Below are 14,863 nucleotides of genomic sequence, written 5' to 3' on the forward strand. Positions count from 1 at the left end.
ACTCAACACTCCGAATTTGTTTCGCTCGAATCCTGTTCCGCTCGCCAGCGGAGAAATTTCGCGGGAACGCCGGCCACCACAGAAAAGGGAGCGACATCATCGACAACGACCGCGCCCGCGCCAACAATCGCACCCTTGCCGATGGTCACGCCGGGAAGAATGGTCGCATTCGTGCCAATGTCTGCCCATGCGCCGACACGGACCGGCTTTATCTCGAGATCGGTCCGAATGATCGGCATGTCGACCGGTATCGCCGTATGGCTTGAGCCGAGTACCTTCGCGCCGGGTCCCCATCCGACGTGATCTTCAAGGACGAGATCACGCGCATCGAAGTAGGCTTGGGGCCCGATCCAGACGTTGTTGCCAATCCGGCAAGTGCCGTCAAAGCGTCCCTGGATGTAGGCCTGTGCGCCAACAAACACGCCGTCGCCAATTTCGAAGGTTTCGGGATGCTTGAAACCGGCACCACTTCCGACTTGCAAACCGCTGCCGCATTCGCGCGCAAGGCTCTTCCAGATTGCCCTGCGCATGAAACTGTCGACAAAACCGTCACCAGTCGCAAAGCGCGCGTAGAGTTCCACAAGCCCTGCCCTACCATAGGACTGCTTCAGTTCCTCGGCCAATTGGACGACATAGTCGGGATCTAATGCCGTTTTCTGACGGCCGTGAACGGCAAGGACAAGGCGCGCACCGGTGATGGAATCAACTGACATAGGCATCCTGCTCCACGACGGCAGCAATTCGTTCGACCTGCTTCAATGTCAGCTCCGGATAGATTGGCAGCGAAAGGACTTCGCGGGCTGCAGCTTCCGATACAGGAAGATCTCCCGGCTGATACCCAAGGTCCAGATGAGCTTTCTGCAGGTGCACCGGGATTGGATAGTGAAGGCCCGAATGGATGCCCTCTGACCGGAGTGTTTGTTGAAGCTGCTCGCGATTACCGGTGCGTACGGCGTAAACGTGGTACACGTGACGACGGTCGATTGCCGCAACTGGGGTCCGCACCGACCGCGATTGAGCCAGAAGAGCGGAGTAATGCTCGGCGCGCACGCGGCGTGCTTCTGTCCATGCCTCGAGATGCCGGAGCTTAATGCGAAGTATCGCTCCCTGTATTTCATCCATGCGATAATTGAAGCCCTTGAGGGTGTGATGATATCGCTGTTCCTGGCCCCAGTCCCTCAGCATTCTGATTTTCCTGGCATGCGCGTCGTTGTTGGTGACGACGATGCCCCCTTCGCCACAGGCCCCAAGGTTCTTGCCTGGGTAAAAACTGAAGCAGCCCGAGGCACCGATGCTTCCGGCGCGCCGTCCCTTGTATTCGGCACCGTGAGCCTGGCACGCGTCCTCAATGACCGGAATTCCGTATCTGTCAGCAATCTCCTTGATTGCGTCCATGTCGGCCATCTGTCCATAAAGATGGACAGGCATGATAGCTTTCGTTCGCGAGGTAATAGCGGCTTCCAGCTTGGCCGGGTCCATGGTGAGTGTGACTGGATCGACGTCCACAAAGACCGGACGAGCGCCGGTATAGCAGACTGCGGACGCCGTCGCGACGAATGTGAAGGCGACGGTGATGACTTCGTCTCCTGGACCAACGTCAGCGGCGAGCAGCGCGAGATGCAATGCGCTTGTACCGGTGTTCACAGCGATGGCATGACTGGCATCGCAATAGGTCGCGAATTCCTCTTCGAAACGAGCGACTTCCACGCCGAGAACGTAGTGACCCGATGCGAGAACGCGCAGCACGGCGGGTTCAACCTCATCCTTGATCGATGCGTACTGGGCCTGTAGATCGAGAAGCGGAATCATGCAATTAGCCTCGCCTGTTCGAGCTCGATAACGCGCCCACGTTGAGCGAGCGACTGTGTGGCGGCTTCGAGGATGCGGACAACCCGAAGTCCTGCGTGGCCATCCGCGATTGGTTGGCTGTTGGTGACAACGCAGTCCACAAACTGCTTGAGCTCGCGGCCGAGCGCCTCTGTCATATCGAGTTGGGGCGCATACATGTCGCCGGTCCGATATCCGACGCGCATGTCATAGACCTTTTCACCGTCAGTCTGCGGGTTACCGTTGAGAGTAATGCCCTTGTCGTAGACCTTGATCTTCTCGCTCGGCTCAAGGTCGTCATAGACGATCATCTTGCTACTGCCCCCGATCAGCGTGCGACGCACTTTGACCGGCGCCAACCAGTTGACATGGATATGCGCGATTAGCTTGCTCTCGAAGAAGAGCGTCAGGTAGGCAATGTTCTCAGGCTCGCCCGCAACATGTCCCATGCCCGTCGCTGAGACCGCCACCGGTTTTTCAGGCAGGACGTAATCCATGATAGACAGGTCGTGGACGGCGAGATCCCAGATGACGCTGACATCATGCTGGAAAAGGCCGAGGTTCACGCGCACCGAGTCATAGTAATAAATGTCTCCGAGACCATTCTCGATGATTTCACGCATCTTGCGAACTGCACCCGTATGAATAAACGTGTGGTCCACTGCGAGAATAAGCCGTCTTCGCGCGGCCTCTTCAACCATCCGCCGAGCTTCCTCGGAAGTCGAAGCCATCGGCTTTTCAACAAAGACATGCTTGCCTGCCATCAGGGCTTTCATAGCCAGCATGTAGTGAGCCGATACCGGCGTCGCGATCGCGACCGCGTCCACGCGGGGATCGCGCAACACCTCGTCAAAATCGTCTGTAATCTGGACCGTTGGGTAGCGCAGCTGGACGCCGGCGAGGCGATCCTTCTTGAGATCGCACACCCAGATAAGCTTTGCGCCGGGTGTCTCTGCAAGATTTCGAACCAGGTTCGGTCCCCAATACCCGTAACCGACGACGGCAACCCCAATCATCTTGCTCTCCCGGATGAAATGACTTCGACTGGCGCATCTTTTGCGCGACCGATGATTCTCGCTGGCACTCCAGCAACAATTGCGTAGGCAGGCACATCCTTGGTAACGACGGCGCCAGCGCCAATCTGCGCGCCTTCACCAATGGTTATGCCGGCAACGATAGTCGCGTTGCTACCGATTGAGGCGTAACGCTTCACAACCGTCGGCACGACCGACCAATCCGCATCGGACTGAAGAGAGCCATCCACGTTCACTGCGCGTGGATGCAGATCGTTGGTGAACATCACGCCGTGACCAACGAAGACTCCGTCCTCGATGGTCACGCCTTCGCAAATGAAAGAGTGGCTGGAGATTTTGCAGTTCTCCGCGATTGTTGCATTCTTCTGGATCTCGACGAAGGTTCCGATGCGTGAACCGCGCCCGATCGTGCAGCCGTACAAATTGACGAGATCTGGATGATGAATAACGACGCCGTCACCCAACGTAACGCTTGGTGCAATCATGTCGTGACGCTTCCCCTTGCTTCCTACTCAGTACGTGGAGGGAGGAGGTGACTGCGATCGCGCCGGAACCGTGCCCTCTCTTTTTTCAGAGAACAACTTTGTCGCTTGTCAGTAAATGGAACAAAAATCGGTAATTATGCTACCAAAAAGTCGTAGCACTTAGCCGGCGGATCATTCCTATAACTACTACAGTGCAAGACGTAATTGCATAGATGAAATATATCTGAGTATAATATGTTTCCATTCTTAAATATCGTGTTTTCTGAAGTGCGGAAGTGGAGTCAAACTTGCGTCTAATCGTGTATCCGCATGATCTTTCCATTGGGGGCAGTCAGATCAACGCAATTGACCTGGCAGCTGGTGTGGCAGAGCGGGGCCACGAAGTACTGGTCTACGGCGTGCCTGGCCCACTTGTGGATTACATTCGCGAGAAAGGACTACGGTTTTTACCGGCTCACGGCCTGCGATATCGGCCAGCTCCAACTCGCATTGTTGAACTAGCTACGATAGCGCGTCGAGAACGCGTAGACCTTATTCATACCTACGAATGGTCAACCTGTCTCGACGGCTATTTTGGCGCGTCGCTGGCACTAAATGTCCCGCTTTTGTGCACCGTCTTAAGCATGCAGGTCATGCCATATGTGCCCCCGTCTGTTCCGCTAATCATGGGTACTGCGGAACTTGGCGAAGAGGCGCGTAGAGGACATCGCGCTGATGTGTGGGTCCTCGAGCCACCCATCGACGTTGTTCGTGACAACCCGACGATCAATGGTGACGGCTTTCGACGCAAGCACAATGTGAAAGACGACGAGTTCCTTGTGGTAAGCGTTTCACGACTAGCGTTGGATCTCAAGTTGGACGCATTGGTCAGGGGTATCGATGCAGTGGACACAATCGCCGATTCCCAGCCAATTAAGCTGATCCTCGTCGGCGACGGCCCGGCCCGCAATGCTCTGCAAAAGCGGGCGGACGATGTCAATCGCCGTCACGGACGCACAGTGATTATCCTCACAGGAGCAGATTTGGATCCGCGACAAGCCTATGCGGCGGCAGACCTTGTCATCGGGATGGGAAGTTCTGCCTTACGGGCACTTGCTATCGGACGCCCGCTCGTTGTTCAGGGAGAACAGGCGTTCTCGGAGTTGTTCAGTCCCGAGACTTCCGAACTGTTCATGAGGCAGGGGTTCTACGGTTTGGCCGACAATGCCCGTGGAACGGATCGTCTTGCAGCGCAAATTCGATGTGTCATGGATCAGCCCAGCAGACGAGCGGATCTTGGTCGGTTTGGTCGACATTTTGTAGATGAGCGATTTTCCTTAGAGCGGGCTGTGGCCTTCCAGCTTGAAATCTACAGACGCGTCTTAGAACGCCGCGCCTCCCCGAAGCTACGAGAGGCTGTGCGCGCGGCTTATCTGGCCGCCGCATTGGAAGTAGCCAATCACAATCCGCTGCGTAAGCGCCGCAATCGTAGGCGCGAAAAGGGCCTGCTTGCCGCCGCCACGACCGGCAATTGGCCTCCCATTTTGCAAGACTAACGTTGCCGCGGCACGGGCGGTGGTTGCCGACATTGCGTCATCGATTCTTTCGGTCGGATATGCGTCGATGGGGAATGGAAACCTTGTTCACGCGCGCAATCTCAATACCGTCCTACATGACCTAAATCGCAGACCAATTGTTTCTCCGCCTAACATCGCGGCAGCGAGCGAATTTGATTGAACTTTGACTGGCTCCGATGATCAGGGAAAGTGAGCACGGAAACTCGTCGGGAGAGTTTCCTTTCCGCCCATACGAATGAGCGGGGAAGAAGACCGATCAGCACGATACATGGCGCGCTCAACGCCCTGACAAAGTAACTGCGCGTCTAAGGGCGGCTTGACGTTTCGCTGCGTTAAACAGCCTCCCTCGCGCCCTATGTATCCGCTTCTCTGTTCCACCCCTCAACAAGTGGGGAGGCTTTTCCGGACAGTGTTAGAGCCAGCATCTTTCTGGCTCGATAGAGGCGCACCCGCGTCAGCCAGGCGAAAGCGATAACCCGGCTTCTGACCCCGGCGATCCGCCCGGAGGTCAATACGTTTCGAACTTCCACAAGGGGTGAAGCCGCGACCAAAATCGTCAACGCTAGCCAGCGCATCAACGAGGACTTGCCGCTGCGCACATCGCCGAAGGCATGGGCAACGTGACGGTCCCACCGGCGCGCCAGCTCGGAGAACGACGTGCAGGAGGGAGTGAGAACCCGTGCCTCCTCCAGAAAGGCGATGCGGTAGCCCTTTGCTGCCGCCCTTTTCCCCCACTCGGTATCCTCCATCGTCATGATGCCCCCGAAAGGACCGACCGCGTGGAACACACTCCTTCGAACTGCCATGTTTCCGGTGGCGGTGTAACTATGCTTCTCGACGTAAAGGCGTGCGCGATAGCTGAATAACTCCTCATACGCTTCTATGCCCGTGGGCGACGATGCATCCTTCCGCAAAATGCCAATATCCCCCCCGACAATATCCACGCCAGGCGTCGCCTCCATAAACGAGACAATCGCCTTTGCCCAACCCGGCTGCACGACGCAATCTGCGTCGATAAATGCGATCAGATCGGAGGTCGCAAGTGACGCGCCGAGATTGCGGGCCGGTCCTGGGCCGGGGATACGTTCACGCACCAGGCGGACGTCGCTTACTCCGCTACAAGCATTAAAGGGCATTTCGTGCGAGCCGTTGTCGACGACAATGATCTCTATTCGGCCGGCAGACGCTCGCTGGAGATCCAGCGCTGCAAGACAAGCTCTGAGATTCTCCGGCTCATTAAGATGAGGGATCACCACACTTAGTTGGAAATTATAACCCATGACGGCTCCCGTCAGCATGGCAGTCTCGCTGGCGGCCAAGCCTATGCGACGACGCGCCTCTAAATCAGTACCGAGAGTCTGGCATCGGAGGCTGTGGATTAGGAAGCCTTGCCTGCCGCCAACTTTGGAGGAAACCTGCCTACGCCTTTCGATGATCGGTCGACCAGTCCACCCTCATCTGATCGTGCGGGTAGCCGGCGCGACGGATCGCTAAACCGCTCTCGGTTACAGGCACATGACTGCGCTGCTCGTTCCGCGTTGGGGCGATCCGACGGGCGCGCGTGCATCATTTTCCTACCGAATAGGACCTTATCCATAGGTGGCAGATGGTCGCCGAAGGGATTATCCGAACCTGCCGCGCGGACCGGGTGCAACGCCCATTGGGGAACTATACACCCGCCCGCGATCGCCTGATCATGTGCCAATACGACCGAGAGCGGGCGGGCCTCAGAAAGACGCTGCGACCTGCTCACTTTTCACGAAAAGAAGGAAAAGTTTATGCGGAAAATTTTGATCGTGTATGGCACACGCCCTGAAGCCATTAAAATGGCGCCGCTAATAGATGCCCTTGGCCGCTCTGCCTTCTGCCGCCCCATCGTGGCCGTAACCGGTCAGCATCGCGAGATGCTTGATCAGGTGAACCGTCTTTTCGGAATCGAGCCTCACCACGACCTCAACATCATTACCCAATCCCAGACGCTCGAAACGATCACCTCCCGTGTACTTACGGGTGTATCCGCGGTGATCGATGCGGAGCGGCCGGACGCACTTCTGGTTCAGGGTGACACGACTTCCTGTTTTGCAGCAGGCCTTGCTTCCTTCTATCAAAGAATTCCGCTCATCCATCTCGAGGCAGGCTTGCGGTCTGGGGATGACACCAATCCCTTCCCGGAAGAGATTAACCGTCGCCTGACCACTCGGCTTGCCACGCTTCACCTCGCGCCGACCAGGGTGTCGAAGCAAAACCTCCTCAACGATGGCGTGCCCGAAAACGAGATTGTGGTCACCGGCAACACCGTGATCGATGCTCTCCTTCAGGTGTCGGGACGAAACACCCCCATCGAAAACGGCGACTTTGGACTCAAGCGAACCGTTCTCATCACTACCCATCGACGCGAATCCTGGGGCGAGCCCATGAAACGCACTGCAGGCGCCATCGCCCGCCTTGCCCGAATGTTTCCAACCGTCAACTTCCTCCTGCCTGCACACCTTAACCCGGCCGTGCGATCTGTCCTTCTGCCACCGCTCGAAGGCCTCGGCAACGTCACGGTCACGCAGCCTCTCGACTACTCCGACTTTGTTCGGGCGATGCGCGATTGCTCTATCGTTTTGACTGACAGCGGTGGCGTGCAGGAGGAAGCGCCTTCTCTCGGCAAGCCGGTACTGGTGATGCGCGACACGACGGAGCGGCCAGAAGCCGTCGAGGCTGGCACGGTTCGTCTGGTAGGGACGGACGAAGACGCAATCGTTACCAATGTCGCGACCCTGCTGACGAACCGGAGCGCGTATCAATCAATGGCCCGGGCGGTCAACCCCTATGGCGACGGACGCGCATCAGAGCGTGCGGTGTGCGCCATCGAACATTTCTTTGGCCACGCCGAGCGGCCAGTGGAATTCGGCGCGATGCTGCCCGCTCTACGCTCCCGCAGGCGAAGAACGCCAGCCGCAGCACAGCAAATCCCTGCTAATCGGCCTTTTGGAGAACCGCTAACCGCCTAGCCATTTACAAAAGACAGCAGACTCCGACACTGTCGCTGTGACCAATTAAGTTTCAACGCCTTGACGTCCACACAGCCATGGCTGGCTTCGACGGCGTTGGATCAACCCGAACTCCGCCACGTGTCCATGGAAGTCGATCGGATCGCCGCGTGTTTTGTCGACTGGCGTGATCCGCACGCTTGTTTGGCAGAGCGTACCGTGATGGAGGATGTCGATCATCGGGACAAGCTACGCACGACCCAATGCTATGCTTCTGTCGAAAAATTGTTCGCGTTGTTTGCAGGCAAGTCCACGTTGAATAGTCTGCACATGCGCCCGCTGGCGAGCCGATGTGCCACCTTAGCATCGGGCCCCAAGAGGCTAGCAATTGTAGGCCTTCACCTGTTCCCTGGGGGCCCAATACCAAACCGCCTGGCGACATCGTCCGCGACCTCGACAACCCGCATAGCTCATTGCACGGCGATCAGGACTAAAGATCTTGTTACTGCTATTTGCTGCTCTGCCCGCCAAGCTGCTGCTCCACCATCGATTCCAGCGCCGGCGCGGTCAAGAATCGTCGGGCAGATCCGCGAGGCTTGCCCGACGTGCGACGCGATGGCAAGCTCAACTGGTTCGCATGCTGAAGCAGGTCCGTATTTGGGAGATGGTCATTCGCGGGCGGTCACGCCACGTCGAGACACGATTGCTTGCCATATACGCCGGCGGCGGCATGGAAGCCCGCAGCATCACATTTACTCCGACCGCAAGCGCCAGATGATGCGCGCGATCAGCTGAGGCTGTGGTTTGCCTTGCTGGGCTGCTGTCAGGATCTCTTCGTCCGCATCGGTTGGCGGCACTCGCCCCTATTGGCGCCATGCGCCACGCGTGTCGTAGACGACTTTGCCTCCAAGCCGAGTATGGCGGATCGTTTTGAATGGATCGTGCTCGACCAGGAGCACCACGATGTCCGCGTTTTCGACAGCCGAATGTGCTCCCTCGAGACGCAAGTTGTCACGGCCGGACAACTCCTTGGGAAGCTTGTCAACATAGGGATCAGCCACAATCACCTCCACCTCGGGAAGAGACTTTGCGATAAGATCGACCACCTCGATGGCGGGGCTCTCTCGGACATCGTCCACATTGGCCTTGAAGGTAAGGCCCAGACAGGCGATCTTCGGTGAACGGAACCTTTGGGCTTTTTCTACAACCTGACCCGCTACATGATGCGGCCGCTGGTCGTTCACTTCTCGCGCTGTCCGTATAAGTCGGGCCTGCTCGGGCGCTGCACCAACAATGAACCAGGGATCGACTGGAATGCAATGTCCACCGACGCCGGGCCCCGGATTAAGGATGTTGACCCTCGGGTGCCTGTTGGCGAGCCGGATAACCTCCCAGGCATCGATATGCAATGTTTCGCAAACAAGCGAAATCTCGTTTGCAAATGCAAGGTTCACGTCCCTGTAGGCGTTCTCGACCAGCTTCGCCATTTCGGCGCTTGCGGCATCCGTCAGCAGGATTTCGCCCTGCGCGAACAGACGGTATATCGAAGCCGCCTTTTCGGCGCATTTGGGCGTGAGACCACCAACGACCCGATCGTTCGTGACAATCTCAATCATGATGCGGCCCGGCAGCACACGCTCGGGGCAATGTGCGATGTAGACGTCCGCGCCGTTCTCGCCGTCAAGCGGCATCCTTAGATCCGGCCGGAGCGCCGAAATCCATCTGCATACCTGCTCGGTCGTCCCGGGGGGTGAGGTAGACTCCAGCACGACGATGTTTCCGACTTTGAGCCGAGAGGCGATCTGTTCCGCCGCCGCTTTGACGAAAGACAAGTTTGCCGAGCGATCCTCGTTGAAGGGAGTGGGTACGGCAATGATAAAGGCGTCGGCCTCTGGGAGTTCAGAGGTGGCGGTCAGTCGACCCATCGCCACGGCGCCGCTCACAGCCACGGCGAGATCGGGTTCGGTGAATGGCACCTCTCCCCGCGATACGGCCGCGACGATCGCCGGGTTTATGTCCACGCCGACGACATCGACGCCCCGGGTGGCGATTGCCACAGCAGTCGGCAGGCCGATGTAGCCCAATCCCAGGATTGCCAGCCGGCCCTTGAAAACTTCGCTCATAAACCCCTACCCCTTTAAAACACCAATGTCGCTAGAGTCCGTATTAGCTGTGCCGAAAGGCGCGGGCCGGACGAATGGCCTCCACGGCCGTCAATTGAATGAAGCGTGTATTTGTCGACAGATAACGCCACCAGAGGCGCCGTGGCTCCAGCAACACGCGATAGGCCCATTCCATGCCGACCTTCTGCCACCCGAGCGGTGCGCGACGCGTGAGGCCCGCCATCACGTCAAAGGAACCGCCCACGCCATGCAGAATCGGGACACCGAGAGAGGCGGCATGAGTGGCAAGAAAGATCTCCTTCAGCGGCGAAGTCATGCCGATGAACAATATGTCAGCGGCGGAGTCGCGAATTCCCGCGGCGATTTCGGCCGACTCGCCCGCTCCGAAATACCCGTTACGGCTGAATACGATTCTCGCTTCAGGGAAACGTTCGGCGATGACCTTTTCCAACTTGCTGAGTACTTCGGGCCGCGCGCCGAGAAGCGCGATGGAGCGTTCCTCATCGTTGGCCAGCCGGAGCAACCGCTGGAATATGTCGATCCCGGCCACCCGCTCGGGAAGCGGGCGCCGAAAGAGCTTGCTCGCCCAAACCACTGACTGGCCGTCAGCAAGCAGAAGGTCACATTCAATCAGGGAATCCCTCAGTTGCGTGTCCTTGCGAAGATTGACGATCTTGGCTGCGTTAACGACGCCGAGCATCAGTCGACTGCGCGTGTTGAGTGCCGCGCGGCACTTGTCGATGACCTCGTCCATGCGCATTGCGTCTAGATACATTCCGAATAAGAGTTGCCGACTGCCCGACATTCAGCCCTCCCGAGCCTTTTGGTTGTTTTCGGTGCTTGCTTCCAACGCAAGCTGGGTGATGACATCGCTTGAAAGCCAAGCGTAGAGCAGCCAGCCCAACTCGTAGGGGCGGCACTCGTGGTCGACACGGATCGGCGGAAAGATGTAATTGACGAGTTTCGGAGACCATAAGGCCGGGAAAACGGCAGTCGTCATCGCGGCCGCCCCGCGAACGGCCTTGCCCGGCTCGCGCCGTGCCACTTTCCGCCAGATCACCCCTCGTTCGGCATCTATCAGCTCCGCAGACGTTTCCGGATGTTCATAGATCCAGTGGAGACCCTTGACGATCGCCGAGAGACGGTCCTTGCCGCCGGCTTGATGGAGTTCATGCAGGACCATGGGCGCCATCGCATGCTGGTGCACGCTGTAGACGGGATAGCCTTCCGTGACCTGGCCCGTCCGCGCATCATAATGCCACCACCACTGTCCTTGCGGGCCTTGATGAGCGCATATTGTCTCCGCACAGGTTTCCGCGATCGTGAGCGCTTCCCTATTGTTCGTCACGACGTGAAAGCGCGCCAGCGCCTGGATCGGATAAACCTGGTCGGCGAAGGACCCGATATGACCGCGCAGCCAACCGGCTGAGGTGGACGGCAGCACGTGCGGAAAGATCCCCGAGCCCGACCAACCCGAGAGAAGCTTCCTGCGGGCCAGATGCGCCACCTCAATTGCCGGTCCCCATCCCCACGCCGCGACAGCGGCTGTTAAGGCCCAGGAGCACGCGACCGTCGCGATGGGAACGTCGGCCGCGAGGTAGTCCCGGAGCTTGAGAAAGAGAGCGGAGGGCCGGTCGCCGGAGATCTCGACTGTTGCCCATGTCGCGACCGCCAACGCACCGATGTCCTGCGACGACTCGGCACGCTGCGCGGTCATCTTGGCGAGATCTGCAGCATTGCCGAAACCGAGCACTTGCCGCTGAACCTCGTCGCTCACGCGCGAAAGGCCGAGTGCGACCATCGCTGCATAGCGAATGCTTTCCCCTTCCAGCCGCGTGTTCCACCCTGATGTCGAATGCTGACCGCGCAATGTGTGCCCGAAAATGCCGTTGCGGTGCATGGCCGGCAAACCAGCTAAAGCAAGCTGCAGAAGCGGATCCAGCCTGCTGCTGGCTGATAAGGATGTGGCGGCGAGCGCCTGCAAGCGCATGTCCGCGGCATTGATGCCGCCGGCTGCATGGCGCTCTGCGAACCCTCCGGGCATTCCCCCGTTCGACCCTCGGCTATCATGAACATCATTGGCCATAGAAAACCCTGAACGATAGAAGTGGACAACCGAACGGTTTCTCCGCCTCAATGCGCGAAACGCCAGCTGCAATAAAATCATATTAGAAAATTCGATCGCCCTAACCACCGCTCTCAAAGACTTACGGAATGCCGCAAGTGAGTAGGGTCGAAACCGATGAATGCACCAATTGGAGGTGCTATACTAAACGGGTATGCGACCTAATCCTCATGGCAAAGGCTTAAAGCCGTAGTCCCGATCGGGTGAGGACTATCTTCTCATTCGCCAATAGGATGATCTTTTCTAAAGCCCGACTAGCCTTTCAGGATGACGGCGCCTGTCTGCGTCTCGTATCCCTACCTCTCTCGACAGTCTTTCATCAGAGGCCATCTTTGGACAATGTGGCGGCATCCTACCCGCAGCCAAATCGCAACGAAAGTGAGAAAAGGCAAATGGATGCGATGTCGAAAAAGGTCCCGCTTGGTGCTGAACCATGCTTCAGCACCAATGCGGGGATTGCTCTCGTAGTCGTCACCTACAACAGCGCCGGAGTTCTACCGGGAATGCTCGATTCTCTTGCGAGCGGCCTTGAAGGCACAGATCGATATGAGATTATTATCGTCGACAATGCTTCTCACGACGATTCCGTCGCCTTGGCGCAGGCGCATCCAATCGGCGCGACGGTGATAGAAACGGGTAAAAATGCCGGCTATGCAGGTGGGATCAACGTTGCTGTCGCGACAATTGCCCCAGAGATCGATGTCCTGGTCCTCAATCCGGATATTCGGTTGCAGGCGGGCTGTGTTCGCACTCTCTCCCGGCGGCTTTCGGATGATGCGATCGGCGTAGTTGCCCCGAAACTCCTCAACGATGATGGAACAGTTGCCCATTCAGTGAGGCGCGAGCCGTCTCTCCTCACGATCTGGTCGGACGCACTCCTCGGAACGAAGCTGGCAGCCAAACTCGGTCTCGGCGAAATCGTTGCTTCACCCGATCTTTACAGACGCGGCGGCGCAGTCGACTGGGCGACCGGTGCAGCCCTGGCGATTTCAGCCAAGGCGCGCAAAACAGTCGGCTCCTGGGACGAAACCTTCTTTCTCTACAGCGAGGAGGTCGACTACATGGAAAGGGTGCGGAGTGCCGGAATGGAGGTCGCGTATGTGGCCGATGCCTGCGTAGCACATTCCGGCGGCGAGTATCACCAGAACGCCTATCTTTCAGGGCTTATGACGTCCAATCGCATACGCTACTTCCGTCGGCATCACAGTGCCTTCGCCACCTTGTTTTTCCGCCTCGGCATCATCGTCGGCGAGACGATGCGCATGACGCTTGGCCCCGGACATCGGGCAGCCTTATACGCCGCACTCTTCTCGGCCGCGGGGCCTCAAAGCGCGCCGGCGCGTTGAGACGCGTTGATAAGATCGGCGTAAATTGCGTCCATCCGGTCGAGCTTTGCCGACCAGAGTGCAGTCTGGCCCACATGCGCGTAGGCAGCCGCCCCCATCCTGTTTCGCAGATCTTGATCCACGGTCAGTTTTCGGATGGCCGCAGCGATATCAATAGCCAGAGCATCCGGTGTCGTGACCTGAAGCTTAATCGCACAGCCGGAAGACACGGCACTTCCCGGCCCGCCGCGATCGACGACGATCAACGGCAATGAGAACGCCATAGCCTCCAACGCCACGTTCCCGCCCGGTTCTCGATAGCTCGGAAAGACGAAGATATCGGCCTTACGGTAAAGCTCCGGCAACTCTTCCTTCCGCCGCCAGCCGTGCAACCGCACACGGTCGCCTAGATGGAGTTCGGCGATGAGCCGTTCGCACTCAGACCGCTCCGGACCTTCTCCGACGATATCGAGCTCAACAGGCAAATCGCGAATCAAGTTCATGGAGCGAATGATGTCGCGCGCGCCCTTGGTTCGCACGAGGCGGCCGACATAGATCAGCTTTATCGGATTAGGTCGCGCTGATCTGTCGATGGGCGCCGGGATGCCGTCAAGGCCGGTCTCGCTCATCACCTCGAAACGTTGCAACGGAATCCCGGCAAGTTGTTCACGTACATAGCTGGCGATGCCGAGGACACAATCGGCGCTTTGGAAGCTGGCGCGCAACATTGGGTCCCAGCGTAACCGCATACGGTCCAGATGCCGAAGCTTCATGAACCAAGGGCTGGACGCCTCGTCCGCAGCAAAGCCCGCTGGCGTTGACAAACCGCCACCAACCGGACCGATGATCAGCGGCAGCCCCAGCTTCGCCGCAGGTGACGGGTAGCGCATGGCAACCGGGACTGGTTGATGAACGATGTCGAAGCGTTCTCCCCTCTCTAGCGCTGAGATCAGCCATCGGCGGGCCCTGATGTAGAAGGGCACGTAGCCTGGTTTCATGAGACTGTTCAATCGCTCCGCTCGGCCAAGCAATGGCGGCTCCTGCCACTCGATGACCCTTATGCCGGTCATTTGCTCGCTGGCGGGCCTGGCTCCGCGTTTGAAATACGTCAGCAGTGTTACATCGTGACGCTCGGAAAGCCTTCGCGCCCATTGAGACGCCACCCATGCCTCGCCAACATCTTCCCCGTTGCACGTTGGCGCTACAAGCACAATCTTCGCCACGTCATTTATTCCCTTGCTTAACCGTCGAGATCCCTTCAACGAGGATTTAGTAAAGCAGTATGGATGCGGGCTTGATCAGAGACAATGCCACCTTTGGTGTGGTCTATGTACGCCCTCTTTCCATCACCCTGTGCCGAGACAGCAGTTCCTCTAAAGGATAGGGCATAGTCCGCTTTGGTCTGTCTTT

Annotated in this window: 12 protein-coding genes; 3 read left to right on the forward strand and 9 right to left on the reverse strand. The window is 58.1% G+C overall.

What is annotated here, in order from left to right:
• Positions 1-2: 2 nt before the first annotated feature.
• From FHT77_RS19305 to FHT77_RS19320, 4 genes are read right to left on the reverse strand one after another with little or no spacing between them, the layout of a single operon-like run.
• Positions 3-713, reverse strand: coding sequence for a DapH/DapD/GlmU-related protein (locus tag FHT77_RS19305; RefSeq protein WP_183756521.1), 711 nt, complete (start codon positions 711-713; stop codon positions 3-5).
• Positions 703-1,809: a DegT/DnrJ/EryC1/StrS aminotransferase family protein gene (locus FHT77_RS19310; RefSeq protein WP_183756522.1), complete on the reverse strand. Its 1,107-nt coding sequence runs from the start codon at positions 1,807-1,809 to the stop codon at positions 703-705. Before FHT77_RS19310 ends, FHT77_RS19305 begins: the two co-directional genes overlap by 11 nt.
• Complete coding sequence (locus tag FHT77_RS19315; RefSeq protein WP_016557437.1) at positions 1,806-2,843, reverse strand: Gfo/Idh/MocA family protein; 1,038 nt, start codon at positions 2,841-2,843, stop codon at positions 1,806-1,808. The genes FHT77_RS19310 and FHT77_RS19315 overlap by 4 nt, the downstream gene beginning before the upstream one ends.
• On the reverse strand, positions 2,840-3,346 hold the full coding sequence (locus FHT77_RS19320; protein ID WP_183756523.1) for an acyltransferase: 507 nt from the start codon (positions 3,344-3,346) through the stop codon (positions 2,840-2,842). The genes FHT77_RS19315 and FHT77_RS19320 overlap by 4 nt, the downstream gene beginning before the upstream one ends.
• A 287-nt stretch (positions 3,347-3,633) precedes the next feature.
• On the opposite strand from FHT77_RS19320, the gene FHT77_RS19325 reads away from it, so the two are divergent.
• A complete protein-coding gene (locus tag FHT77_RS19325; RefSeq protein WP_183756524.1) occupies positions 3,634-4,881 on the forward strand; it encodes a glycosyltransferase family 4 protein in 1,248 nt (415 codons plus the stop codon).
• A 374-nt stretch (positions 4,882-5,255) separates the two neighbouring features.
• On the opposite strand, the gene FHT77_RS19330 is transcribed toward FHT77_RS19325, so the two are convergent.
• Complete coding sequence (locus FHT77_RS19330; protein ID WP_246712809.1) at positions 5,256-6,182, reverse strand: glycosyltransferase; 927 nt, start codon at positions 6,180-6,182, stop codon at positions 5,256-5,258.
• A gap of 498 nt (positions 6,183-6,680) precedes the next feature.
• Here FHT77_RS19330 and wecB point away from each other — a divergent pair, with 498 nt between their 5' ends.
• Complete coding sequence (gene wecB / locus FHT77_RS19335; RefSeq protein WP_183756526.1) at positions 6,681-7,901, forward strand: non-hydrolyzing UDP-N-acetylglucosamine 2-epimerase; 1,221 nt, start codon at positions 6,681-6,683, stop codon at positions 7,899-7,901.
• Between the two features lie 842 nt (positions 7,902-8,743).
• Here the strand turns inward: wecB and wecC are convergent.
• From wecC to FHT77_RS19350, 3 genes are read right to left on the reverse strand one after another with little or no spacing between them, the layout of a single operon-like run.
• Positions 8,744-10,003: a UDP-N-acetyl-D-mannosamine dehydrogenase gene (gene wecC / locus FHT77_RS19340; RefSeq protein ID WP_183756527.1), complete on the reverse strand. Its 1,260-nt coding sequence runs from the start codon at positions 10,001-10,003 to the stop codon at positions 8,744-8,746.
• Positions 10,004-10,046: 43 nt separating this feature from the next.
• On the reverse strand, positions 10,047-10,808 hold the full coding sequence (locus FHT77_RS19345; protein ID WP_210280964.1) for a WecB/TagA/CpsF family glycosyltransferase: 762 nt from the start codon (positions 10,806-10,808) through the stop codon (positions 10,047-10,049).
• Positions 10,809-12,047, reverse strand: a complete 1,239-nt coding sequence (locus FHT77_RS19350) for a hypothetical protein (protein WP_246712810.1) — start codon at positions 12,045-12,047, stop codon at positions 10,809-10,811.
• A 482-nt stretch (positions 12,048-12,529) separates the two neighbouring features.
• Between FHT77_RS19350 and FHT77_RS19355 the strand changes: the two genes are divergently transcribed.
• Complete coding sequence (locus FHT77_RS19355) at positions 12,530-13,474, forward strand: glycosyltransferase family 2 protein (protein WP_183756529.1); 945 nt, start codon at positions 12,530-12,532, stop codon at positions 13,472-13,474.
• Here the strand turns inward: FHT77_RS19355 and FHT77_RS19360 are convergent.
• Positions 13,453-14,676, reverse strand: coding sequence for a glycosyltransferase family 4 protein (locus tag FHT77_RS19360; RefSeq protein ID WP_183756530.1), 1,224 nt, complete (start codon positions 14,674-14,676; stop codon positions 13,453-13,455). The two genes, FHT77_RS19355 and FHT77_RS19360, sit on opposite strands and share 22 nt — an antisense overlap.
• Positions 14,677-14,863 lie beyond the last annotated feature (187 nt).

Origin of the sequence: Rhizobium sp. BK181 (assembly GCF_014193305.1) — a bacterium.
Classification (GTDB): domain Bacteria; phylum Pseudomonadota; class Alphaproteobacteria; order Rhizobiales; family Rhizobiaceae; genus Rhizobium.

Bases quoted from the DNA above. Each gene is read 5' to 3' on its own strand.
- FHT77_RS19305 (WP_183756521.1), bottom strand. From the start codon at position 713: ATGTCAGTTGATTCCATCACCGGTGCGCGCCTTGTCCTTGCCGTTCAC.
- FHT77_RS19310 (WP_183756522.1), bottom strand. From the start codon at position 1,809: ATGATTCCGCTTCTCGATCTACAGGCCCAGTACGCATCGATCAAGGAT.
- FHT77_RS19315 (WP_016557437.1), bottom strand. From the start codon at position 2,843: ATGATTGGGGTTGCCGTCGTCGGTTACGGGTATTGGGGACCGAACCTG.
- FHT77_RS19320 (WP_183756523.1), bottom strand. From the start codon at position 3,346: ATGATTGCACCAAGCGTTACGTTGGGTGACGGCGTCGTTATTCATCAT.
- FHT77_RS19330 (WP_246712809.1), bottom strand. From the start codon at position 6,182: ATGGGTTATAATTTCCAACTAAGTGTGGTGATCCCTCATCTTAATGAG.
- wecB (WP_183756526.1), top strand. From the start codon at position 6,681: ATGCGGAAAATTTTGATCGTGTATGGCACACGCCCTGAAGCCATTAAA.
- wecC (WP_183756527.1), bottom strand. From the start codon at position 10,003: ATGAGCGAAGTTTTCAAGGGCCGGCTGGCAATCCTGGGATTGGGCTAC.
- FHT77_RS19345 (WP_210280964.1), bottom strand. From the start codon at position 10,808: ATGTCGGGCAGTCGGCAACTCTTATTCGGAATGTATCTAGACGCAATG.
- FHT77_RS19350 (WP_246712810.1), bottom strand. From the start codon at position 12,047: ATGCCCGGAGGGTTCGCAGAGCGCCATGCAGCCGGCGGCATCAATGCC.
- FHT77_RS19355 (WP_183756529.1), top strand. From the start codon at position 12,530: ATGTCGAAAAAGGTCCCGCTTGGTGCTGAACCATGCTTCAGCACCAAT.